Here is a 21,800-nt window from a genome sequence, read left to right as displayed (position 1 = left end):
ACGACGACGTCATGACCGACACCGCCACCGCCACCGACGCCATCCGGATCGGCACCGCCCCCGACTCGTGGGGCGTCTGGTTCGCGGACGACCCGAACCAGGTCCCGTGGCAGCGCTTCCTCGACGAGGCCGCGGCCGCCGGCTACGAGTGGATCGAGCTCGGTCCGTACGGGTACCTGCCGACCGATCCGTCGCAGCTGTCCGACGAGCTCGAGTCCCGCGGGCTGCAGCTCTCGGCCGGCACCGTGTTCACCGGCTTCCACAAGGGCGACGACCAGTTCCAGCGCGCCTGGGACCAGGCCGTCAAGGTCGCCGGGCTCGCGTCCGAGCTCGGCGCGGAGCACCTCGTCACGATCCCGGACCTGTGGCGCTCGGACGCCACGAACCAGGTGCTCGAACCCCGGACCCTGACGGACGAGCAGTGGGAGCGGTTGGGGAAGGGCCACGACCAGCTCGGCAAGGCGCTGCTCGAGGAGTTCGGCGTCCACCAGCAGTTCCACACCCACGCCGACAGCCACATCGGCACCTACCGGGAGACCGTCCGCTTCCTGTCGGAGACGGACCCGGCGTACACGAACCTCTGCCTCGACACCGGGCACTTCGCCTACTACGGCGGCGACAACCTCAGGATGATCGCCGAGCACCCCGAGCGGATCGGCTACCTGCACCTCAAGCAGGTCGACACCGACCTGCTCTTCGACGTGCTGAAGAACGACGTGCCGTTCGGCACCGCGGTGGCGCAGGGGATCATGACCGAGCCGCCACACGGCACCCCGGAGCTCGCCCCGATCATCGAGGCGGTCGCGGCGATCAACCCGGACGTCTTCGGGATCGTCGAGCAGGACATGTACGGCTGTTCCGTCGACGCTCCCGGCCCGATCGCCGAGCGCACGTTCCAGCACATCTTCGGCTCGACCGCCGCCGCCCGGACGCGCTGACGCGCCGACCACCACTGGAGACCAGCATGAGCACCACCGAGAACCTCCGCGTCGCCGTCGTCGGTGCCGGCGCGATGGGCAGCGACCACGTCCGCCGGATCACCTCCACGATCGCCGGCGCGGACGTCGTCGCGATCGTCGACCCCGACACCGCGCGTGCCACGGCCGCCGCGGCGACGGCGCCCGGTGCGATCACCGCCGCGTCGTTCGAGGACGCCCTCGTGGCCACCGGGATCGACGCGGTCATCGTCGCGACCCCGGGGTTCCTGCACGAACCCGTCCTCGTGCCCGCCGTCGAGCGGGGCCTCGCCGTCCTGTGCGAGAAGCCGCTGACGACGAGCGCCGAGGACTCCCTGCGCATCGTCGAGCTCGAGCAGGCGAAGGCCGACCGTCCGATGATCCAGGTCGGCTTCATGCGGCGCTTCGACAAGGGGTACCAGGAGCTCCGGGCGCTGCGGGAGTCGGGGTCGAACGGCGCACTGCTCGCCCTGCACCACGCGCACCGGAACCCGACCACGCCGCCGAACTTCAGCGAGTCGATGCTCATCCACGACTCGGTGATCCACGAGATCGACATCATCCCGTTCATCACGGGCGAGCCGATCGTCGCCGTCGAGGTGAAGAAGCCGCGCAAGAGCTCCCTCGCCCCGGCCGACCTGCCCGAGCCGCAGTTCGTCCTGTTCACGACCGAGTCCGGCACCATGGCGATCGTCGAGATCAACGTGAACGCCCAGTTCGGGTACCAGGTGACGACCGACGCGGTCTTCGAGTCCGGCGTCGCGTACATCGGCCGCGAGACCTCGATGACCCTCGTCTCGCAGGGGGTGTCCGGCCAGGGCGTCACGCCGTCGTTCGTGGAACGCTTCGGCGCCGCCTACGACGAAGAGGTGCAGCGCTGGGTCGACGCCGCCAAGCAGGGCGGCATCGACGGTCCGAGCGCGTGGGACGGCTACACCGCCTCGGTCGTCGCCGAGGTCGCGGTGCGGGCCCAGCAGTCCGGCGCCCTCGAACACATCGCGTACGCCACCCGGAAGCCGGCGTTCTACGAGACGGCCTGACCGATGCCGGACGAACCCGCGGCCCAGGTCTCGCGCTCCCGACTCGCCACGATCACGAAGGGACTCTCCCGATGACCGACACGCTGTCGACCCCGGCGACCCCGGCGACCCCGGCGACCCCGGGGACCCCGGCGACCTCCGACGCCGACGTCCGCCCCGTCACCCGACAGGCCGCGGAACAGACCCCGACCGCCCTGTGGAACGACTCGGCGGACCCCCGCGAGCTCGCCACCGCGATCCACGAGTACGGGGCGGTGGGGGCCACGTGCAACCCGGTGATCGCCTACACGTGCATCCAGCAGGACCCCGAGCGCTGGGTGCCCCGCATCCGCGAGATCGCCGCCGAGCACCCGACGGCGGGGGAGTCCTGGATCGGCTGGAAGGCCGTCGAGGAGCTCTCGATCGCGGCGGCCGCACAGCTGCTGCCCGCGTTCGAGGCGTCCGGCGGCCGCAACGGTCGACTGAGCATGCAGACCGATCCGCGGTTCCACCGCGACCAGGACGCGCTCGTCGAGCAGGCCGTTCGGTTCTCGCAGCTCGCGCCGAACATCATCGTGAAGATCCCGGCGACGAAGGTCGGCATCGCGGCGATCGAGGAGGCGGCGTACCGCGGTGTCTCGATCAACGCCACGGTGTCGTTCACGGTGCCGCAGGTGGTGGCCGTGGGCGAGGCGATCGAGCGCGCCCTCGACCGTCGCGCCGCCGACGGGCTGCCGCAACAGGAGTTCGGTCACGTCGTCACGCTGATGGCGGGCCGGTTCGACGACTGGCTGAAGACGGTGGTGGCGCGCGAGCACGTCATGGTCGACCCCGGCATCCTCGAGTGGGCGGGCGTCGCCGCGGTGAAGCACGCCTACCGGGTCTTCCAGGAGCGTGGCTTCCGGTCGCGGGTCCTCGTCGCCGCCTTCCGGAACCCGCTGCAGTGGTCGGAGTTCCAGGGCGGTGACCTCGTCGTGTCGCCGCCGTTCCAGTGGTCCAAGGACATCAACGACAACGCCTTCCCGTGGCGACCGGACGCGATCCACGACGAGGTCCCGGCAGCGGTCATCGCGGCGCTCCGTGCGGCCACGCCGGAGTTCGCGCGTGGCTACGACGTCGACGGCATGACGATCGACGAGTTCGACCGCTTCGGGGCGACGGTCACCACGCTGCGGCAGTTCCTCGACGCCGACGCGAAGCCCGACGCCCTGGTACGCGACATCATCGTGCCGGCAGCATGACCGCGACTCCACCCGCACCCGGGCCCGAGCCCGTACCCGCACCCGAGCCCGTACCCGCACCCGGGGCTGCGCCCGCGCCTGCCACCATCGGGGTCGGCCTCATCTCGGTCGGCTGGATGGGGCGCCTGCACTCCCGCGCCTACCGTGCCCTGCCCGACCACTTCCCGGAGCTCGGCGTCCACCCCCGGCTCGTCGTCGCGGCCGACCCGATCGAGGCCGCCCGCGACCAGGCCACGTCGCGGCTCGGCTACGACCGCGCCGTCGCCGACTTCCACGACGTCCTCGCCGACCCCGAGGTCGACGTCGTGTCGATCTGCTCGCCGAACTTCCTGCACCGCGAGATGGCGGTCGCCGCCGCCGAGGCGGGCAAGCCGTTCTGGATCGAGAAGCCGATGGGGCGGTACGCCAGCGACTCCCGCGCGATCCACGAGGCCGTCCAGCGCGCGGGCGTCGTCACGAGTGTCGGCTTCAACTACCGGCACGCCCCCGCCGTCCAACGCGCCAGGGAGCTGGTGCGCACCGGTCGGCTCGGTCGGATCACGAACGTGCGCGGATCGCTCCTCGCCGACTACTCGGCCGATCCCGCGGCGCCGCTGACCTGGCGTTTCGAACGGGAGCGTGCCGGGTCGGGGGTCCTCGGCGACCTGCTCTCGCACGGCCTCGACCTGGCGCAGTACGTCGTCGGCCGGATCGCGTCCGTGACGGCGCTCGCGGAGACCTTCATCGCCGACCGCCCGCTCCCCGGCGCCGGCATCGTCGACCGCAGTGCCGCCGCGACGGGGGAGCGGAAGCCCGTCGAGAACGAGGACTACGCGGCGCTCCTCTTCCGCTTCGAGGACGGTGCCGTCGGCACGATGGACTCCAGCCGGGTGATGCGCGGGCCGCACGCCGAGTACACGCTCGAGGTCTACGGCACGCGGGGGTCGATCCGGTGGGACTTCCAGCGCCTCAACGAGCTCGAGGTGTTCCTCGACGGGCAGGAGGTCGACGGGTACGCCACCCACTACGTGGCCCCGGGTGACGGCGAGTTCGCCCGCTTCCAACCGGGCGCCGGCACCGCGATGGGCTACGACGACCTGAAGACCGTCGAGGCGGCGCAGTTCATCGCGAGCGTCCGGCGCGGGGAGCAGCTCGCGCCGTCGGTCGCCGACGGCCTGGCGGCCGCGTCGATCGTGGAAGCGGCCGAGGCGTCGCTCGCCGACGGGGCATGGCACGAGGTCGCGCGCGTCGACGGACCGCTCACCTACAAGGCGGCGACCCCGGTGCTCTAGCCGGCCACGACGGACGGACGGGAGGCGCGGTGCCAGTTGGCACCGCGCCTCCCGTCCGTCTGGGTGTCGCGATCCACCGACGTGGTACTTTGACAGGACAAAGTTCCGAACTGCAGGAGGCGCCATGCCGCTCGTCCGTATCGACCTCACCACCGGCCGCGCCCCCGAGGCCGTGCGCGCCATCGCCGACGCGATCCACACCGCCATCGTCGACGTGTACGGGATCCCGGCCCGCGACCGCTTCCAGGTCATCACCGAGCACCCCGCCCAGCAGATCATCGCCGAGGACGCCGGGCTCGGGTTCGAGCGCACCGACGGCGTCGTCATGATCCAGGTGTTCACCCAGCGCGGGCGGGACCAGGCGGCGAAGCAGGAGCTCTACCGGGCGATCCACGACGGGCTCGCCGCGGTCGGGGTGGCGTCCGAGGACGTCTTCATCGGGTACGTCGAGAACGGTCCGGAGGACTGGTCGTTCGGCTTCGGTCGCGCGCAGTACGTGACCGGCGAGCTCGGCGTGCCGTCGGCCTGAGTCCTACTTGTCGACGAGCGTGACCTCGAACGAGTAGCGGTCCGGTCGGTAGCAGTGCACGCCGTACTCGACCGCTCGGCCCGAGGCGTCGTAGGCCGTGCGGCTCATCGTCAGCACCGGGTCGCCGTCCTCGATCTCGAGCAGCGTGGCCTCCTCGTCGGTGACCGCCCGGGCACCGATCCTCTGCTTCGCGACCCGCATCGTGACGCCGCGGCCGCGCAGCAGCTGGTAGAGGCCGTGCGACTGCAGGTCGTCGTCGGTGATCTCGAGAAACTCGGGCGGCAGGTAGTTCTCGAGGATCGCCATCGGCACGTCCTCGGCGAAGCGCACGCGGCGGATGTGCGCGACCGTGGTCCCCGGTGCGATGCCGAGGGCCTCGGCGACGACCTCCGGCGCGGGGACGTCGTTCCGTTCGAGCAGCTTCGTCGCGGGTGCCTGCGACCCCTGCGCGAGGTCGTCGTACAGACTCGTGAGCTCGACCTTGCGGGTCACGGGGCCGTGCACGACCTGCGTGCCGATCCCGCGGCGGCGTACCAGCAGGCCCTTGTCGACGAGGTCCTGGATCGCCCGGCGGATGGTCGGACGCGACAGTCCGAGCCGCTCACCGAGGGCGATCTCGTTCTCGAGACGGGCACCGGGCGGCATGGCGCCGGAGCGGATCGACTCCTCGATGCGCGAGGCCACCTGGAAGTACAGGGGCATCGGCCCCGACCGGTCCAGGTCCAGGAACAGGTCGGACGGCAGCTGGCCATCGTTGGTCATCGCGGTCCTTCAGCAGTACGGTTCGGCGGCGGCACCGAGGGATTGTCATGACAATACCACCGGGGCTCATGCGGTCCCGGCCGCACCACCGGGCCTCGTGCGGTCCCGGCCGCACCACCGGGGCTCGTGCGGTCCCGGCCGCGGTGCCGTGCGGTCGTCGTCAGCGCTCGACGACGACCTTGAGCCGCGCGAGGCCCTTCTCGAAGTCGCCCCCGATGAACCGCTCCATGTTCATCACCAGGTTGACGATCCTCGACATCACCGTCACCGGGCTCGTCATCGTCCACACCACACGGGTGCCGCCGGGGACCTCGTCGAGCCGGAACGCGGTGGTGCTCGACGACGCGAACGGTGCCGTGAACCGCAGGCCGATCTCCACCTCGTCCGCGGTGACCCGCCGCATGACCATGTCGCCGCTGCCGGCCTTGCGGTTGCCCTTCCACGCGTACGTGGAGCCGACCGCGCCGGGTGTCCCGCCGTACTCGCGGTGCAGCTCGGGGTCGCGGCCTTCCCACGGCGACCAGTCCACCCACCGGTGGAGGTCGGACAGGTGCGGCAGGATCGTCGACGTCGGCGCGGCGATGACGACGTCACGCTCGATGGTGGTGGTCGCGGCCATGCGCTGAGCGTAGCGGCGGAACGGCTCGGCGGGGAGGGTCAGTCGGCGAAGATCATCGGGCGGTTCGACAGCCGCGTCTGCGGAGCCGTGCGCGGCTGCTCGGCTCGTGCCCGCACCGGCGCGATGGCGACCCGGACCGCGGCACCCAGCGCCTCGACCGTGTCCGTGCCGTGGTGCCCGGCCGCGTGCACGACGATCGCCGCGCAGGCCTCGGCATCGGCGGCGGCATCGTGGTGCTGGAACCCCTCGTACCCGGCGGCCCGTGCCGCCATCGGCAGCCGGTAGGAGTCGAGGGTGTAGGTCTTGCGGGCGACCTGCAGCGAGCACAGCGAGTGGTGTTCCGCGAGGTCGATCCCCGTCGCCGAGCACCCGCCCGCGATCACGCCCATGTCGAACCGGGCGTTGTGCGCCACGAGCACGTCCCCCTCGGCGAACGCGACGATGTCGGGGTACTGCTGCTCCCACGACTTCGCCCCGACGACGTCCGACGCGACGATGCCGTGGATCCGGGTGTTCCACTCGAGGAAGGCGTCGTGCCCCACCGGCGGCCGGATGAACCAGGACGCCCGCTCGACGACCCGGCCGGCACGGACCTTGACGAGTCCGACCGAGCAGGCGCTGGCGGGCGAGCTGTTCGCGGTCTCGAAGTCGATCGCGGTGAAGTTCAACGGCACGGCTCCGATGGTCGCACGCGGCGCCGACATCGCTGGAAGCCGCCCCGGCGTTGCGGCCGGGTCGGCGGTCCCAGCCGTACGGTGGGCGGATGGGGAACCGCACCGACCGACCGCCGCTCGTCCTCGTGCTCGCCGGGTCCGGCTACGGCCAGCAGGCACCGTTGCTCTGGTGGTCCCGCGAGATCGCCACCGCGGCCGGGTGCGAGGTCGTCGCGCCCGGCTGGGACGTCGACGACCGTGCTGCGACCGATCCCGTCGGCTTCGTCGAGGCCGCCGTCGCTGACGCGCTCGGCGGCCGGTTGCCCGACCTCGTCGTCGCGAAGTCCTTCGGGTGCTTCGCCCTGCCGTGGGCGGTCCGGAACGGGGTCGCAGGCATCTGGCTCACGCCGGTGCTGACGCACGACGACGTTGCTCGTTCCCTCGCCGACGCGGGTGACGAGCACGTCGCCATCGGGGGTGGGGGAGACACCATGTGGCGGCCCGAGCGTGCATCGGGGACGGCCGCGCGCCTCCAGACCGTCGGCGGTGCCGACCACGCGCTGCAGGTGCGCGGCGACTGGCGGCGCTCGCAGCGGTTGCAGACCGACGTCCTCGACGTCGTCGAGCGCGCGATCACGCGGGTCGCTGAGGCATCGGACTGGAGGCGCGGGTCGGCCCCGGCGGGCGGCCGCCGGTAGGCTGTCCTCCCGTGGCACTCACCATCGGAATCGTCGGTCTCCCGAACGTCGGCAAGTCGACCCTGTTCAACGCCCTGACCAAGAACCAGGTCCTCGCCGCGAACTACCCGTTCGCGACGATCGAGCCGAACGTCGGCGTGGTGAACCTGCCGGACCCGCGGCTGGACCAGCTCGCGACGCTCTTCAACTCCGAGAAGACCGTGCCGGCCCCCGTGTCGTTCGTCGACATCGCCGGCATCGTCAAGGGCGCGAGCGAGGGCGAGGGGCTCGGCAACAAGTTCCTCGCCAACATCCGCGAGGCCGACGCCATCGCGCAGGTCGTCCGCGGCTTCACCGACGACGACGTCGTGCACGTGGCGAACAAGGTGTCCCCGAAGGACGACCTCGAGGTCATCAACACCGAGCTGATCCTCGCCGACCTCGAGACGATCGAGAAGGCGCTGCCGCGGTACGAGAAGACCGTGAAGCTCAAGCAGGCCGAGCCGATCGTGCTCGAGACCGCTCGCGAGGCCAAGGCTGCGCTCGAGCAGGGCACGCTCCTGTCCGCCACCTCGATCGACCTCGCACCGATCGCCGAGCTCGGGCTGCTGTCGGCCAAGCCGTTCATCTTCGTCTTCAACGTGGACGAGGCGATCCTCACCGACGAGTCGCGCAAGGCCGAGCTGGCCGCGCTCGTCGCTCCCGCCCAGGCCGTGTTCCTCGACGCGCAGGTCGAGTCCGAGCTGATCGAGCTCGACCCGGCCGACGCCGCCGAGCTCCTCGAGTCGACCGGGCAGACCGAGTCCGGCCTCGACCAGCTGGCCCGCATCGGCTTCGACACCCTCGGGCTGCAGACCTACCTGACGGCCGGTCCGAAGGAAGCCCGCGCGTGGACGATCGGCAAGGGGTGGAAGGCTCCCCAGGCTGCCGGCGTCATCCACACGGACTTCGAGAAGGGCTTCATCAAGGCCGAGGTCATCTCGTTCGATGACCTCATGACCGCCGGCTCGATCGCCGAGGCTCGTGCGCACGGCAAGGCGCGGATCGAGGGCAAGGACTACGTCATGCAGGACGGCGACGTGGTGGAGTTCCGCTTCAACAACTGACCCGCCTTCATGCCAGGGCGAGCCAGGGGCCGCCGGCCGGTCAATACAGCCATGGACCGGACGAACTGCCGCGTGCAATATGGCAGTGTCGTCCGCGTCTCGACTCGGCCAAAGTCCTGTTCGACATGATGAAGGATCTCGGGGGTTCTTTCCGTCGATTCGAGTGGGCGCCTGTGCCTGCTCCGCGTGTCGAGTCCGCATGCGTTGTGACGACTGTTAGAAAAAGATCATGATCTCTCATGATCGAGCTACAGCTTGAAGCATGCAACGACGTCGTATCCTCTCGAGCGACTCATCCAGATGGTGTCGGCCGGGACCCTAGCGATCCCTGAGTTTCAGCGCAACTTCGTCTGGAAGCCTGATCAGGTAATTGAGCTTCTCGAGAGTGTTGCGAGGGGCTGGCCAATCGGGTCACTCTTGCTCCTCGAAGGCCCCCAGCCCTTCCGGGTCAAGCAGATAGCTGGCGGCCCGGAAGTTGATCGAAAATATGTTCGACTTCATGTGTTGGATGGTCAACAGAGAATCACTGCTCTTTTCCATGCATTGACAGATACCGGTAGTGTCGTCTATTTCGTGGACACCTCTGAACAGAGCGAATTCGAAGAGTATCCGTCGATTCGATGGGCCGATAGGGACAATTTCAGCCCAACCGACTCCAAATTCACCATTCGTGAATTGGTCAACAAATCCCTGCTGGATCGGCGTTTGACGACAGTAAGTGGTGAGGATGCTCGCCGGGTGAAGCTTATCGGCGAGCGAGTTGTCGGATTCCTCTCCGGGGGATACGAATTCTCCACCATTTTGATGCAGAATGATATCGACCTCGAGGCGCTCACCAGAATCTTTGAGACGCTGAACAGGACCGGGGAGCAGTTAAATGCTTTTGACCTGATGGTAGCGTTGTTGTATCCACACAATTTCAATCTTCGTGCTCGGTGGGACGAATGCTTGGAAAGCGAGGAGCTGTTCCGGAAGTACAAAACTTCAGGTACGGAAATCCTTAAATTGATCGCGCTTGTCGAATGGGCCTCTCTCCGTGAGGAGGGGCGGCCAGTAGGCCCTCGCGCGGTAATGGGTGTTCGGCAGCGCGACGTGCTTTCACTGAAGCCCGAAACTGTAGTCGAAGAGTGGGATGACGCGATCCTGGACTATCGAAAAGCATTGGAATTTTTCGAGCTTCGGTGTGGAGTGAGACAAGGCAATCTCCCGTCAGAAGCTATGGTTCTTACCGCGGCGTTCTTGCTCCGGAAGCAGAATTCTCCCGAAACGGTTCAAAGGTGGTACTGGCGGTCCATTCTTGCGCAGGCTTATGCGCAAGGAGCTAATACGCGGATACTCACTGATGCTGCGCATAACGGAGATGTTCCAAGCATTGAAGATGCCGTCGACGTGCTTTCGGCTGCGCTGAAGGAGCCGATCCGGCGAAGCCGAATCCTCCGTCTTGGCCTTCGTGGCGCCGCCGTTCTGGGGCAGGCGGAGGACCCGACATCTGGAACGGTCCTCTCGCAGGCCGCGGGAGACGTGCCATTCTCGACGTTGATCACCGGTGTAAAGGTGCCAGCTGCTGCCGTTCGTGTTGGTGACCTCGTCGTGGTGGATAAACCGTTTGCGCGATCTCGCTTCGTTCCTATGAAGGGGACGTCCTTGACTACGCAGGGCTTCCCGGATGGCTCCGAGATGGAAGTGTCGATGGAAATCAGAGCCCGTAAGGTCATGGAATGGATTGGTGAGTGGCTTTGAGTAAGTCGTCCCGGATTGCACTTTGGGCAGGGTTGACCGTAGCAATCTTTGCCATTCTCGTCGGAGTCTGGTTAGTTGTACCGATTCTCGCTTCACTTGTGGACGCGCAGTCGCTAGCGGGATATGGCCAAGTGGGCGACATCTTCGGTCTCGCTGCGGCCATATTTTCCGGAATTGGTTTGCTCGGGGTTGCATTCGCGTTGAGTGCCGACACGACGGAACGAAAGCGGAGCAGGCGGCCTTTCGTCTTGCCATCAATCGATGAGGATGGTGCAGAAATCCGCCGAGTGGAGTGGACCAATGATGCGCTAGACGTCCGTTTGCGTCTTTCGGTAACGATCCGGAATGAGTCTCAGGATCCGGCTCTCAACATAGTTGTCGCATCGCCGGACCTTCCGGCGGTTGGTAGCGGTCAAAGTAGATCAGCGCTTGCGGAGCCTCTAGGGGCCACAATCTCGGACTCTACGGTCTTAGCCAGTCGTCTATATGGATCCAAATCTCAGGATTTTTTGCGCGAACTCCAACGCGGCGACGAACATCGGATCACTTTGCGGTCAACCTACGAAAGTCTCAACGGGAGTAAATGGTGTACAAAACTTGATATCAATCTGAGCTGCGAAAAGGAACCCGATCGGGCCAAGCTTGGCGAGTTGCTGAACAAGTCCTCCGGGGCTTCCATCGATGGAAGCACCGACGAGGAATACGGCCCAGGGTCCATAGTCCTGAAGGTCAAGCCGATCGAAGGAACTTGGCGCCAGGAGGCTCTCTGACTTCGATGAGGCAAATGCCGATCTTCTGGCTCCTGACGTTTCTGATTGAATGATGTTCGCGGATCCTGTCCTGACCGGCTGAGCGCGCTTCCGATAGGCGACGCTGAGGGAAGAACCAGTCGGAAATTCGCTGTCTGCTGCAGGAGCGCGATGTGTACGACTTTCAGCTCTGTCGCGGTGAACCTGATTACTTGGAGCGCGCGTTCCACGAGCAGGCGCCGCTCGGCAAGCGGTTGCGGACGATAATCAAGTCGTCATCCGGGATCAGTGTGTCGGGGCGGTGATCAGAGCGAGGCGACGAGGGCGTTCAAGAACCTGAATCTCCGGGGTGTTAAGTTCACGTCGCCGCGCTACATTGACGCTGAGCACATCGCCGAGGAGGCCCCATGTCGTACGTCGTCGACTTCGAGCACCTGTCCACCGTCGGGTTGGAGTCCTCGCCGGTCGCGGACGCCCTCGCCGGGCTCCGGGCGAACGAGGCCCGCTACTTCAAGAACAAGTACGACCACGTCTTCACGACCCACCCCGCCGAGGACGTCCCCGACCTGGTCGACTACGTCACGAAGGTCCTGCAGGACGAACGCGGGCTGGTGATCGCATCGAAGCCGCTCGAGGCCACCGAGGCCTTCGTCGACGGGATCCGCTGGACCCACGTCTTCTACGAGTCGGGGCTCGCCGTGAACGTCCTCTACACGTTGGAGCCGGGCGGCAAGCGCGCGGTCGGCTTCAAGCTCTCGGACGGCATGGAGGTGCCCGACGAGCTGTCCGGGTTCAAGTTCGCCCGGCAGAAGTCGAAGCTCGCCGGGACGATCCGCGGGTCGTACTTCGTCGTCAAGGGCGAGTACTGACCCACAGCGTTCAGAGCGGTACGGACTCGACGAGGACGTGGCGGAACTGCTCGTCGTCGTAGAGGTCGTCCGCCAGCAAGTCGACGGGGAACCCCGTGATCTGTTCGACAGCATGGGCGAAGCCGCCCAGGTCGAAGAGCGACGTCGTCGAGGTGATGGACACCAGCAGATCGATGTCGCTCGTCTCGGTGTCGTGGCCGCGCACCACGGACCCGAACACACGGACGTCCCGGAGTCGGAACCGGCGAGCCTCGGCGAGGACATCGTCGGCGTAGAAGGCGAGCGGGATGCTCGGTCGGAGACGTGCCGCGCGGAGGATGCTCAGGAACACCGCTTCCGAGGGGCGCTCTCTCCCTCCTTCGAACGCCGCGATCGCGGATGCCGGGACCCCGGCTGCGCGTGCGAGCGATGCCCTCGACATCAGAACGTCATCGCGAGCCGAGCGGATCAGGGCGGCACTGTCTTCGACACGCATCGGACCACGATGGCCTGCAGGACGGCGGCGGCCCGGACATTCCGGATGTTCGTGGCCTCAGCCGGTCCGGAACGCCCCTCGTTTGGCCACGGAACGCGCTCGCCCGGCCCGCGTGCATCACGCCCTCCTACCGTCGGGACGCTAGGAGGCAACGTGAAGTACATCCACTACGACGGCAGCCGGATCCTCACGGGCGACGCGATCGCCGATGCGGTCGCGGACTACGCGGCGGTCCTCGGTGCCAATGCTCGGACGGACACCGTTGCGATCCCGGCGGTGGCCGACGACGGCTCGGTGACCCGGACCACGGTGCTGGTCGGGCCGTCGAGCGAACTGACCGTGAGTGCGGCACCGGACGACGAACTCGAACCCGAGGACCACGACTTCATCCGACGGTTGCGTGACGCTGCCACGCGAGCGGGGACCGAACGCCCGGTCGACGTCGACGGCGGGCACCGGTTCGCCGGTGCGGACGACACCGACTGACCGGGCGTACGACGAAGGCCGCCGAGCAGTGCTCGACGGCCTTCGTGTGGTGGGGCGCTGGTGTCAGGCTGCGAGCGCGAGCTCGCCGCCGCGGACGGACTGTGCCTGCACGAGCGTGCGGCTCGCCTCGCCGCGCCACGAGCGACCGGGCACGGTCCAGCCGGCCTCGCCGTCGATGTCGACGCGAGCGCCACGGGTGATGAAGAGACCGAGGTCGTCGGCCGGGATGCGGACGAGGTACTCGCGCTGCGAGTGCTCGTCACGGACCCCGAACTCGGCGATGCGGTCGGGGGAGACGGTCGGCGCCGCGAGGGCGGTGCCGATGATGGTGATGCGTTCGTTGCTGGTCATGGTGTTGCGGTACTTCCTGGTCGTTCGGCGCCAGGGCGACTCGGTGTCGGCGGACGGCTGAGTCCGGCGCGACGCATCGAGTGCGGGGCGCGCACGTCGAGCTTCGACGTGCAGCTCGTCCGTTCGGATCGAGCGGGGTCTCGCGGGAATGCGACTCGGGTGAGTCGGCTTCGAGACGGGTCGGTGTGCGCGAGTCAGATGGGTTCGCTGCAGTGCACCAAGTGAACAGACTAGTGGATGGCGGACGGATTGTCCAGGAACGATCGCCAGCGGGTGCCGCCGGCCGCCACGTTGCCCGAGCCGTCCAGGCGGGCGGCGGACGAGGACGGCTTCCGACCGGCCTGCTCGTGGACCAGCCCGTCGAACGCCTCGGAGAAGTCGAGGCGGGGGACGGCTGCGGTGACGGCGCCGAGGTCCGACGTCTTCCAGCGGGAGAACCCGGCCCCGGAGACGTCGAGCGAGGTCGCGACCTCGAGCAGGTGCCCCTCGACGTCGAGCGCGGGGTCGACCGACGTCCACATGTGCCGCTCGATCACCTCGCCGACGCGACGGGCGCGGAGCGCGTCCCATCCGGCACCGCGTGCGAAGACGCTGCCGACGGCGCCGCCGGCTTCCTCGAACGGGACGGCGTGGGCGTCGAACGAGGGCGTCACACCCAGGTCGTGCAGCATCGTCGCGACGAAGAGGAGCTCACGGTCCGGCTCGTGACCGTCGGACTCCGCGAGGAGCACGGCCCAGGCCCACGAGCGCAGGCAGTGGTTCACCAGCGCCGGTGAGGACCACGCCCGCACGACGTCGAGCGCCCGCGCGGCCACGGGGGAGGGCGGTGCGAGCAGTGCGTCGACGTCCAGGGTCATGGCACGACGCTAGCGGAGGCGACCGGCCGACGGACGGGAGGCGCGGTGCCAGCCGACACCGCGCCTCCTGTCCGCCTGTTGCTTCAGTTCAGGGTCGGGGTGTCCTCCGGCACGACGCCACCGCCGTACAGGTCGGTCGCCAGGTCGCGGAGCGCGCGCAGCGCGACGCGCTGGGTGAGCGGCCCGTAGGAGATGCGGGCGACCCCGAGGGCTTCGTACTCGGCGGCGGGCAGGGCGCCGGGCAGGCCGATCACGGACAGCTTGCCGCGGCCGAGGCCGGCGACGAGCTGCTCGACGACGTCCCGCTGGACGGCTCCCGGCACGAACACCAGCGCGGCACCGTTGTCGAGGAACGCCTTGCCGCGGGCGATGGCGTCCGCGATGCTCTCCTCCATCGGACGGTCCCCACCGCGGGCGATGGCGTCGGTACGGGCGTTGAGCTGGAAGTCGATGCCCTCGGCCTGGGCGGCGGCGGTGATGGCGGCGACGCGGGCGACGGCCTCGTCGAAGGGACGCAGGCGGTCCTCGACGTTCGCGCCGACGATCCCCGCAGCGATCGCGCGCCGGATCGTCTCGGCCGGGTCCGCGTAGCCGTCGTCGAGGTCCGCCGTGACGGGCAGGTCCGTGGCGGCGGCGACGGTCGCGGCCCCGGCGAGGGCGACGTCGAGCGGCATCCCGCCGTCCTCGTACCCGTGCGAGGCGGCGATGGAGTGCCCGGCGGTGGCGATCGCCTTCGTCTCCGGCAGGTCGCTGACGACCTTCGCGCTGATCGCGTCCCAGACGTTGACGACCCGGAGGATCTCCGGGGCTTCGTGCAGCTGCTTGAGGGTGGTCGCCTTGTCGGCGGTGCTCGTGCTCATGACCCAGACAGTAGGCCGACCGACCCGGGCAGGGATCATCGTGTCCGTCGCGCGACGTCACCGTAGCGTCGAGGACACCACCAGGAAGGACACCGACATGGAGCGTTGGAACGAGGCGATCGCCGCGGTCGAGGAACACCTCGACGGCGGCCCGGACGACACGGTGCTCGCCGTGGACGAGCTCGCGCGCATCACCGGGACGAGCGAGTACCACTTCCGGCGGGTGTTCTCCGCGCTCGCCGGCATGCCGCTCTCCGACTACGTCCGGCGTCGCCGGATGACGCTCGCCGCCGCCGTCATCGCCTCGGGGACGATGACCGTCTCCGACGTCGCCGCACGCTTCAGGTACGGCTCTGCCGATGCGTTCGGGCGGGCGTTCCGAGCCGTGCACGGCATCGGGCCACAGGAGGCGCGCGAGCCCGGCGCCGTCCTCCGGTCGCAGGGTCGGCTGTCCTTCCGTCTCACCGTCGAAGGGAGCACTCCCGTGCAGTACCGCCTCGTCCAGAAACCCGCCTTCCGTCTCATCGGACGCTCGACCCGTGTCCCGCTCGTGTACGAGGGGCCGAACGACGCGATCCAGGCGTTCGAACGCAGCATCACTCCGGAGGACCGAGCGCGCATCGCTGGGCTGTCCGACCAGGAGCCGTCGGGTGTGCTCTCGGTGTCCGATGCGTTCACCGAGGGTCGCGCGGACGGCAGTCGACTCCGCTACTCCGTCGTCGCCGCCACCTCGGTCGAGAGCGCACCGGGCCTCGACGTCATCGAGGTGCCGGCAGCGACGTGGGTGGTGTTCTCCGGCTCGGGATCGGTGCCCGGAGCGATCCAGGCGCTGTGGCCGCAGGCGTTCGGGGAGTGGCTGCCCGCCAACCCCTACCGTCTCGTGGCGGCGCCGGAGATCGCTCGTGTCCGGCTCGCCCCCGACGGTCGTAGCGCGGATGCCGAGCTCTGGCTGGCGGTCGAGCCCGAGCCGAGGGCGTGACGCGCATCTGGTGAGCAGAAGTGGTCGGGTCGGCGCAGGCAACCCGACCACTTCTGCTCACGATGCGATCCGGCCCCCGGCCGCCACGCGACCCCCGGCCGCAGCGTGGCCCCCGCGCGACGCAGGATGACGGCCGGACTCGCGCCGCGCCTCCAGTCCGATGCATGCTGGGACGCATGGCGCACGACGAGGAGGACCCGGTCGGCACGCTCCGAGGGGTCCGCACGAGCATCAAGTGGACGCGGTACGCGCCCGACGTGCTGCCCCTGTTCGTCGCCGAGATGGACCACGAGGTCGCACCGGCGATCCGGCAGGCGCTCATCGAGCGGGTGCAGCAGTCCGACCTCGGCTACCTCGACGGCCCCGGCCCGCTCGCGCCGGCGTTCGCCGCGTTCGCGAAGGACCGGTGGGACTGGGACGTCGACCCGGCCCGGGTCTACCTGGCCACGGACGTCAGCGTCGGGATCGTCGAGTCGCTGCGGCTCGCCCTGCCCGACGGTGGCCGCGTGGCGATCACCCCGCCGGTGTACCCGCCGTTCTTCGAGCTCGTCGAAGAGGCCCGATGTCAGGTCGCCGAGGTCCCCCTGCTCGAACAGTGGGGCGTGTACCGGCTCGACCTCGAGGCGCTCGAGCGCTCCTTCGCCGACGGTGTCCGCGTCTTCCTGCTCTGCAACCCGCACAACCCCGTCGGCCTCGTGCACGACCACGACGACCTGGTGGCGCTCGCCGAACTGGCCGCACGGTACGACGTCCTCGTCATCAGCGACGAGATCCACGCACCGCTGACGCACCCCGGCGTCCGCTTCACCCCGTTCGCCGCGGTCGCCGAACCCGCTGGTGCGCGGAGCATCTGCGTCACGAGTGCGAGCAAGGGCTGGAACCTCGCCGGCGTGAAGTGCTCGATCATCGTCGCCGGGGACGTACGGACGGCGGCGCTCCTCGACACGCTGTGGGAGGAGGTCGCCTGCCGCACGAGCATCCTCGGTCTGCACGCGAACCTCGCGGCGTTCAGCCTGGCGACGGACTGGCTCGACGACGTGGTCGCCCGGATCGTCGCGAACGAGCGGCTGCTCGGCTCCCTGCTCGCCGAACACCTGCCCGGCGTCGTGTACACCCGGCCCCGCGCCGGCTACCTGGCGTGGCTCGATTTCCGCGGCATCGGGCTGGGCGACGACCCGGCCGTGCCGCTCCGGGAGCACGCCTACGTCGCGTTGAACTCCGGCCTCGGGTTCGGGTCGCAGGGGCGCGGCTTCGCGCGGCTGAACCTCGCGTGCTCGCCGGACACGCTGCGCGAGGCGGTGCTGCGGATCGCCGCGGCCTACCCGTCGAGTGCGCAGGAGGGGTTGGTCTGGCACGTCGCGTGAGCGGCGGGCGGGTGTGAGCTGTCGGCCGACGGCTGTCGGCTGTCGGCTGTTGCCGTCGCCCTGGAGGCGCGGGTCGGCTGCTCGGTCCGGCGCGCCTCGATGAGGCGGCGAGCCGAGGACGCCACGAACGGTCCGTGCAGGTCGCGCAGACGGTCGCAGCGCGCGGCGTCGGCCCGTGCCCAGACATTCCTCCACAGCGCCCCGCTGGCCACACCTGTCCACCGGTGGTGTCGCTGCTCCGGCGCAGCGGTCCGTGGCCCGTCACGGTCGGTGCATGCGACCACACGGATCTCACTTGTCCAACGGAACTAGACAGAGTTGCCTACCGACAGTTGGGCAACTACCGTGAGGCGCACGGAGTTGCTCCGCCGGCTTGCTCGGAAAGCCGACGAGCAGGGTGTCGGGTTCGTCTTCCAGCGCCACGGCGGGCGTCACGAGCTGTTCCGGTTCGGTCCGAACACGATCGCCGTCCCGAGACACCGAGAGGTGGAGGAGCTGACGGCGCGCAGCATCCTCCGCGAATGCGAACGACAAGGAGATGGCCGACGATGAGCCGACACACGGTACGAGCCGAACGAGGCACGAAGTACTGGGTGATCTCGATCGACGGGGTCGTCCGGACGCAGGCAAAGCGCGAACGCGAGATCGAGCTCATGGCTCGCGATTGGCTCTCGCTGATGAACGACGACCGTGATCCGGAGTCGTTCGAGCTCGTCGTCGAGGTGGCGATGCCCGAGGCGGCGCAGGCACACCTGGACCGTGCCCGGGCGCTTCGGGAGGAATCCGAGCGTGCGCGCGTCGAGGCGGCGAGGGAGACCGCAGCTGCGGCGTTGGTCCTCCACGAGTCCGGGCTCACCGTGCGGGAGATCGGCCCGCTGCTCCACGTGTCGCACCAACGGGCGCAGCAGCTCGTCGCAGCTGCTCGCTGACGGGGGACGTCAGGCCACGTACTGGTTGCGGCCGACCACGCGGATCGTGATGTCGACCTCGCGCGCGGGCACCTCTTCGGTGAGCGCGATCCACTCGCGGGCGACGAACCCGACGGACGGCCACCGGGTGACCTCGGTCACCAGGAACCCGTCGATGAACACCTGCCACGCGCCGCCCTCGCGGACGGCCTGCACCTCGTGTGTCGCCATGCCGCGAGCGTACCGGCCGCCCGGACGCGCCGGACGCGCCGGCCGGCCCGGACGCGGCGCTCGGCCCGGACGCGCCGGTCGCGCCGGTCGGCTCGGTCGCGCCGGTCGGCGGGTCAGAGGTCGAGCGCCATGTGGACGTCGGCGCGCGCGTAAGGGCTCGGCGCGACCTCGTCGTGGCCGAGGTGCCGGAACCCGAACGCCTCGTACAGGTGCACCGCGCTGGCCAGCTGCGCGTTGCTCTCCAGCACCACCCGGTGCGCACCGATCGCCCGGGCACGTTCGAGCGCCGCGGCGATGAGCTTCCGGCCGGTGCCGTGCCCCTGGTGCTCGGGCGAGACGGCCATCTTGACCAGCTCGAACACCCCGGGCCCGATGGGCGCGATGCCGACGCAGCCGATGACCGGCCCGTCCGATCCGAGCCGTGCGACGAAGGCCGCGCCACCGGGCTCGACGATCTGCCCGAGCGGGTCGCCCAGGAGCTTCCGGTCCTCGTCCTCGAGCGTGAAGAACCGGCTGATCCACGCCTCGTTGAGGACACGGAACGCCTCGGCGTCGGCGGCGGAGGCGATGTCGGTGATGAGGACGGCGTCGGTGGTCGCATCGGGCATGGACCCATCCTCGGACTCGGGCCGAGTGCCGTCCAATACTCGTTCGTGTCGATCGATACGCTCAGTGCATGGATCGGGAACCCGAGGTCGACCTCCGCCAGCTGCACGCATTCCTCGCCGTGGCCGACGAGCTGCACTTCGGCCGGGCCGCCCGGGCGCTCCGGATCGCCCAGCCCGCGCTGTCGCAGCAGATCCGGCGGACGGAGCAGGCGCTCGGCGTCGACCTCTTCGCCCGGACGAGTCGCAGCGTGGCCCTCACCGCGGCAGGCCGGTCGCTGCAGGGTCGCGCGCGATCGCTCCTGGCCCAGGCGCGCCGGGACCTCGACGAGACCGTCCGGGTCGGTCGTGGCGAGGCCGGTCGCCTCGACGTCGGGTTCGTCGTCTCCGCCCTGCCGCTCGGCCCCATCGAGCGTGTCCAGGTGTTCCGGGAGCGCTACCCCCTCGTCCGCGTGGAACTCACCGAGGGCTACTCGTCGACGCTGCTCGCCCGGATCGTCCGCGGGGAGCTCGATCTCGCCGTCCTGCGCGACCCCGATCCCGACCCGGGGGTGCGTTTCCTGTCGTTCCGCAGCGAGCGGTTCGTGGCGGCGGTCCCGAGCGGGCACCGCCTCGCCGCGCGGTCGTCGATCCGGGGCCCGGAGCTGCTCGACGACCCGTTCGTGTTCTTCCCGGCCGAGGCCGGCTCGGTCGCCACCGAACGCAACCTCTCGCCGGTGGTGTCGGGCGCCAGGCGACCCGTGGTCGTGCAGGAGGCCACCACCTGGGCCACGGTGCTGCACCTGGTGGGAGCGGGCCTCGGGGTCACGGTCGCACCGGAGAGCGCGACCCTCGCCGCTCCGGACACGGTCGTGCTGCTGCCGCTCGAGGCGGACGAGCACCGGAGCGAGCTCGTCTGGGCCGCCCGCGCCGACGACGACCGCGAGATCCTGCGGAACTTCGTCGCCGCGGCGGAATGACTGCTGCGGCGCCGGTCACGCCAGCGGCAGCACCGGCGCCCGCTGGTCCCCGAGCTCGTCCACCCGCCAGGGCCGCGCGCCGCGCAGGGTCAGCCCGAGCTGGGCGAGGACGAAGCCCACGTGCGGTTCGACGTCCGGGTCCCACGGACCCTCGACCCCGAGCCCGATCGCACCGAGTTCGTCGTCGGCCTCGTCGTGCAGGGTCAGCCGCCACCGGCCGTCACCGAGTTCCTCGACGACGGCCCACCGGGCGGTGCTGAACCGGCTCACGCGGTCTTCGCGACGTCCTGGGTGAAGTTCCGCACCCGCTGCAGGAGCGCTTCGCCGCGCATCGCGATCGTCGCCGGAGGGTTGAGGTGCGGCGGTGCCGTCCGGATCAGCATGGAGCAGCCGAGGTCCTCGCAGATGTAGGAGCCGATGGTGTTGCCGTTCCGTCCGGACTCGCCTGCGCGGGCGGCGGAGAACAGGCGCACCTGCGTCGCCGGCTGCGGGGAGTGGCAGAACGAGCACATCGCTGCGATGCCCGCGCGCAGTGATCCGCCGGCCGACCGCACGACGATCCCGACGGGTCGGTCGTCGATCCACGACACGATGTAGCCGCGACGAGCGGCCTGCGGGTCGCGCCACCCGAGGAACTCGCGCTCGTCCCACAGCATCTCGTGGAGACCCGGGATGGGCAGCTGGGCGAGTTCGTCCGGGGTGGCGTTGACGAACGACGAACGGATGTCTGCTTCGGTCAGTGGCTTCACGGTGCGACCACCATATGCCTCGCCACCGACACGCGTCAGGACCCCAGACGGGAGGCGCGGATCGCCCCGAGCGCGCTCGTCGCGTCCGCCACCAGCACCGCTCGACGCAGCGCGTCGCGTCCGACGCGTCGGGCCGCGGCGTCGTCGGCGGCGAACTCCACGAGGACGCGCGTCGACCGCGCCATGGCGCGCGCGCCGGGTACCCACGGCACCGCACGCTCGATCGACTCCGCGATGGCGACCGCGACCGCGTGGTGCTGGGTGAGGTGGGCGCGTTCGTGGGCGACCACCGCTTCGAGCTCGTCGGTGCGCAGGCGGTCCGCGAGCCCGGTGCTCACGAGCACGCCACCGGCCCGGCCCGGCACGGCGCAGGCGAGCGCGTGGTCCGCCTCGACGACGGACACGGGCGTGCCGTCGATCTCGCGGTGCGGCGCGGCACCGGAGCGCATCGCCTCGCGCACGGCCTCGTGCTCGGGCCCCGGCCGGACGCGCACGGCGACGACGAACGCGAGCACGGCGAGCAGGGCGACCCCGACGTTGAGGCCGTGCGTGGGGGAGTCACCGAGACCGAGCGGGTCGGTGATCGGACGGTTCGCCACGACGAGGAGGGTGATGCCGGCGACGAAGCCGACCACCCCGAGCAGCACGGCGAGCGACCAGCACACCAGCGCGGTGCGCGGCCGGTCGATCGTCCACGCGGAGCGGGTCAGCACCCGGGGCGCGAGGACCACCACCGCGAGGGCGAGCGCGATGAGGACGACTCCGGAGACGACCACGACAGCGGG

The 21,800-nt window shown here is 69.5% G+C and carries 27 protein-coding genes; 15 read left to right on the top strand and 12 right to left on the bottom strand.

What is annotated here, in order from left to right; genetic code table 11:
* Positions 1-11: 11 nt before the first annotated feature.
* From ACQXVK_RS01665 to ACQXVK_RS01645, 5 genes are all read left to right on the top strand, one after another.
* Positions 12-938, top strand: a complete 927-nt coding sequence (locus ACQXVK_RS01665; protein ID WP_430852458.1) for a sugar phosphate isomerase/epimerase family protein — start codon at positions 12-14, stop codon at positions 936-938.
* A gap of 26 nt (positions 939-964) precedes the next feature.
* The gene (locus tag ACQXVK_RS01660; RefSeq protein ID WP_430852457.1) at positions 965-1,996 is read left to right on the top strand and encodes a Gfo/Idh/MocA family protein; all 1,032 of its coding nucleotides are present in this window, start codon (positions 965-967) and stop codon (positions 1,994-1,996) included.
* Between the two features lie 71 nt (positions 1,997-2,067).
* Complete coding sequence (locus ACQXVK_RS01655) at positions 2,068-3,216, top strand: transaldolase family protein (RefSeq protein ID WP_430852456.1); 1,149 nt, start codon at positions 2,068-2,070, stop codon at positions 3,214-3,216.
* Positions 3,213-4,487 (top strand): Gfo/Idh/MocA family protein, encoded by a 1,275-nt coding sequence (locus ACQXVK_RS01650; RefSeq protein ID WP_430852455.1) that lies wholly within the window; start codon positions 3,213-3,215, stop codon positions 4,485-4,487. Before ACQXVK_RS01655 ends, ACQXVK_RS01650 begins: the two co-directional genes overlap by 4 nt.
* Positions 4,488-4,611: 124 nt before the next feature.
* The gene (locus tag ACQXVK_RS01645; protein WP_402264590.1) at positions 4,612-5,016 is read left to right on the top strand and encodes a tautomerase family protein; all 405 of its coding nucleotides are present in this window, start codon (positions 4,612-4,614) and stop codon (positions 5,014-5,016) included.
* A gap of 3 nt (positions 5,017-5,019) precedes the next feature.
* Here ACQXVK_RS01645 and ACQXVK_RS01640 read toward each other — a convergent pair whose 3' ends face one another.
* From ACQXVK_RS01640 to ACQXVK_RS01630, 3 genes are all read right to left on the bottom strand, one after another.
* Positions 5,020-5,778, bottom strand: a complete 759-nt coding sequence (locus tag ACQXVK_RS01640; RefSeq protein WP_402264588.1) for a GntR family transcriptional regulator — start codon at positions 5,776-5,778, stop codon at positions 5,020-5,022.
* Between the two features lie 160 nt (positions 5,779-5,938).
* A complete protein-coding gene (locus ACQXVK_RS01635; RefSeq protein WP_430852454.1) occupies positions 5,939-6,397 on the bottom strand; it encodes an SRPBCC family protein in 459 nt (152 codons plus the stop codon).
* A 38-nt stretch (positions 6,398-6,435) separates the two neighbouring features.
* Positions 6,436-7,071, bottom strand: a complete 636-nt coding sequence (locus ACQXVK_RS01630) for an exonuclease domain-containing protein (RefSeq protein WP_430852453.1) — start codon at positions 7,069-7,071, stop codon at positions 6,436-6,438.
* A gap of 89 nt (positions 7,072-7,160) precedes the next feature.
* On the opposite strand from ACQXVK_RS01630, the gene ACQXVK_RS01625 reads away from it, so the two are divergent.
* From ACQXVK_RS01625 to ACQXVK_RS01605, 5 genes are all read left to right on the top strand, one after another.
* Positions 7,161-7,748, top strand: a complete 588-nt coding sequence (locus ACQXVK_RS01625) for a hypothetical protein (RefSeq protein ID WP_430852452.1) — start codon at positions 7,161-7,163, stop codon at positions 7,746-7,748.
* 11 nt (positions 7,749-7,759) lie between these two features.
* Positions 7,760-8,833 carry a redox-regulated ATPase YchF gene (ychF, locus tag ACQXVK_RS01620; RefSeq protein ID WP_416393984.1) on the top strand — a complete coding sequence of 358 codons (1,074 nt, stop codon included), beginning with the start codon at positions 7,760-7,762 and terminating at the stop codon, positions 8,831-8,833.
* Positions 8,834-9,133: 300 nt separating this feature from the next.
* On the top strand, positions 9,134-10,573 hold the full coding sequence (locus ACQXVK_RS01615; RefSeq protein ID WP_430852749.1) for a DUF262 domain-containing protein: 1,440 nt from the start codon (positions 9,134-9,136) through the stop codon (positions 10,571-10,573).
* Complete coding sequence (locus tag ACQXVK_RS01610) at positions 10,564-11,343, top strand: hypothetical protein (protein ID WP_430852451.1); 780 nt, start codon at positions 10,564-10,566, stop codon at positions 11,341-11,343. The genes ACQXVK_RS01615 and ACQXVK_RS01610 overlap by 10 nt, the downstream gene beginning before the upstream one ends.
* Before the next feature lie 386 nt (positions 11,344-11,729).
* Complete coding sequence (locus ACQXVK_RS01605; protein ID WP_430852450.1) at positions 11,730-12,191, top strand: phage tail protein; 462 nt, start codon at positions 11,730-11,732, stop codon at positions 12,189-12,191.
* Between the two features lie 10 nt (positions 12,192-12,201).
* Here the strand turns inward: ACQXVK_RS01605 and ACQXVK_RS01600 are convergent, their stop codons facing one another.
* On the bottom strand, positions 12,202-12,612 hold the full coding sequence (locus ACQXVK_RS01600; RefSeq protein WP_430852449.1) for a nucleotidyltransferase domain-containing protein: 411 nt from the start codon (positions 12,610-12,612) through the stop codon (positions 12,202-12,204).
* A 207-nt stretch (positions 12,613-12,819) separates the two neighbouring features.
* Here ACQXVK_RS01600 and ACQXVK_RS01595 point away from each other — a divergent pair, with 207 nt between their 5' ends.
* Positions 12,820-13,152 carry a hypothetical protein gene (locus tag ACQXVK_RS01595; RefSeq protein ID WP_402264574.1) on the top strand — a complete coding sequence of 111 codons (333 nt, stop codon included), beginning with the start codon at positions 12,820-12,822 and terminating at the stop codon, positions 13,150-13,152.
* Between the two features lie 63 nt (positions 13,153-13,215).
* On the opposite strand, the gene ACQXVK_RS01590 is transcribed toward ACQXVK_RS01595, so the two are convergent.
* The 3 genes from ACQXVK_RS01590 to ACQXVK_RS01580 all read right to left on the bottom strand — a co-directional run bounded on the left by ACQXVK_RS01590 (position 13,216) and on the right by ACQXVK_RS01580 (position 15,220).
* On the bottom strand, positions 13,216-13,503 hold the full coding sequence (locus ACQXVK_RS01590; protein ID WP_148286865.1) for a hypothetical protein: 288 nt from the start codon (positions 13,501-13,503) through the stop codon (positions 13,216-13,218).
* Positions 13,504-13,733: 230 nt separating this feature from the next.
* Positions 13,734-14,360 (bottom strand): HD domain-containing protein, encoded by a 627-nt coding sequence (locus ACQXVK_RS01585; protein WP_430852448.1) that lies wholly within the window; start codon positions 14,358-14,360, stop codon positions 13,734-13,736.
* An 83-nt stretch (positions 14,361-14,443) separates the two neighbouring features.
* Positions 14,444-15,220 carry an isocitrate lyase/PEP mutase family protein gene (locus ACQXVK_RS01580; RefSeq protein WP_430852447.1) on the bottom strand — a complete coding sequence of 259 codons (777 nt, stop codon included), beginning with the start codon at positions 15,218-15,220 and terminating at the stop codon, positions 14,444-14,446.
* A 97-nt stretch (positions 15,221-15,317) separates the two neighbouring features.
* Here ACQXVK_RS01580 and ACQXVK_RS01575 point away from each other — a divergent pair, with 97 nt between their 5' ends.
* The 3 genes from ACQXVK_RS01575 to ACQXVK_RS01565 all read left to right on the top strand — a co-directional run bounded on the left by ACQXVK_RS01575 (position 15,318) and on the right by ACQXVK_RS01565 (position 18,492).
* Positions 15,318-16,199, top strand: a complete 882-nt coding sequence (locus ACQXVK_RS01575; RefSeq protein WP_430852446.1) for an AraC family transcriptional regulator — start codon at positions 15,318-15,320, stop codon at positions 16,197-16,199.
* Between the two features lie 176 nt (positions 16,200-16,375).
* Positions 16,376-17,563, top strand: coding sequence for a MalY/PatB family protein (locus tag ACQXVK_RS01570; protein ID WP_430852445.1), 1,188 nt, complete (start codon positions 16,376-16,378; stop codon positions 17,561-17,563).
* Between the two features lie 548 nt (positions 17,564-18,111).
* Positions 18,112-18,492, top strand: coding sequence for a hypothetical protein (locus ACQXVK_RS01565; RefSeq protein ID WP_402264560.1), 381 nt, complete (start codon positions 18,112-18,114; stop codon positions 18,490-18,492).
* Positions 18,493-18,501: 9 nt separating this feature from the next.
* On the opposite strand, the gene ACQXVK_RS01560 is transcribed toward ACQXVK_RS01565, so the two are convergent.
* Positions 18,502-18,702: a hypothetical protein gene (locus ACQXVK_RS01560; RefSeq protein ID WP_416393991.1), complete on the bottom strand. Its 201-nt coding sequence runs from the start codon at positions 18,700-18,702 to the stop codon at positions 18,502-18,504.
* Between the two features lie 113 nt (positions 18,703-18,815).
* Positions 18,816-19,310, bottom strand: a complete 495-nt coding sequence (locus ACQXVK_RS01555; protein ID WP_430852444.1) for a GNAT family N-acetyltransferase — start codon at positions 19,308-19,310, stop codon at positions 18,816-18,818.
* 68 nt (positions 19,311-19,378) lie between these two features.
* Between ACQXVK_RS01555 and ACQXVK_RS01550 the strand changes: the two genes are divergently transcribed.
* Complete coding sequence (locus ACQXVK_RS01550; RefSeq protein ID WP_430852443.1) at positions 19,379-20,266, top strand: LysR substrate-binding domain-containing protein; 888 nt, start codon at positions 19,379-19,381, stop codon at positions 20,264-20,266.
* A 15-nt stretch (positions 20,267-20,281) separates the two neighbouring features.
* On the opposite strand, the gene ACQXVK_RS01545 is transcribed toward ACQXVK_RS01550, so the two are convergent.
* From ACQXVK_RS01545 to ACQXVK_RS01535, 3 genes are read right to left on the bottom strand one after another with little or no spacing between them, the layout of a single operon-like run.
* On the bottom strand, positions 20,282-20,536 hold the full coding sequence (locus ACQXVK_RS01545) for a hypothetical protein (RefSeq protein ID WP_022906065.1): 255 nt from the start codon (positions 20,534-20,536) through the stop codon (positions 20,282-20,284).
* Positions 20,533-21,015 carry an FBP domain-containing protein gene (locus ACQXVK_RS01540; RefSeq protein ID WP_022906066.1) on the bottom strand — a complete coding sequence of 161 codons (483 nt, stop codon included), beginning with the start codon at positions 21,013-21,015 and terminating at the stop codon, positions 20,533-20,535. The genes ACQXVK_RS01545 and ACQXVK_RS01540 overlap by 4 nt, the downstream gene beginning before the upstream one ends.
* 35 nt (positions 21,016-21,050) lie before the next feature.
* Positions 21,051-21,791: a M56 family metallopeptidase gene (locus ACQXVK_RS01535; RefSeq protein ID WP_022906067.1), complete on the bottom strand. Its 741-nt coding sequence runs from the start codon at positions 21,789-21,791 to the stop codon at positions 21,051-21,053.
* Positions 21,792-21,800 lie beyond the last annotated feature (9 nt).

This window comes from Curtobacterium sp. AB451, assembly GCF_050585845.1.
Classification (GTDB): Bacteria; Actinomycetota; Actinomycetes; order Actinomycetales; family Microbacteriaceae; genus Curtobacterium.
The sequence above is the reverse complement of the archived record's forward strand: the minus strand, read 5'-3'. Positions and strand labels throughout refer to the sequence as shown.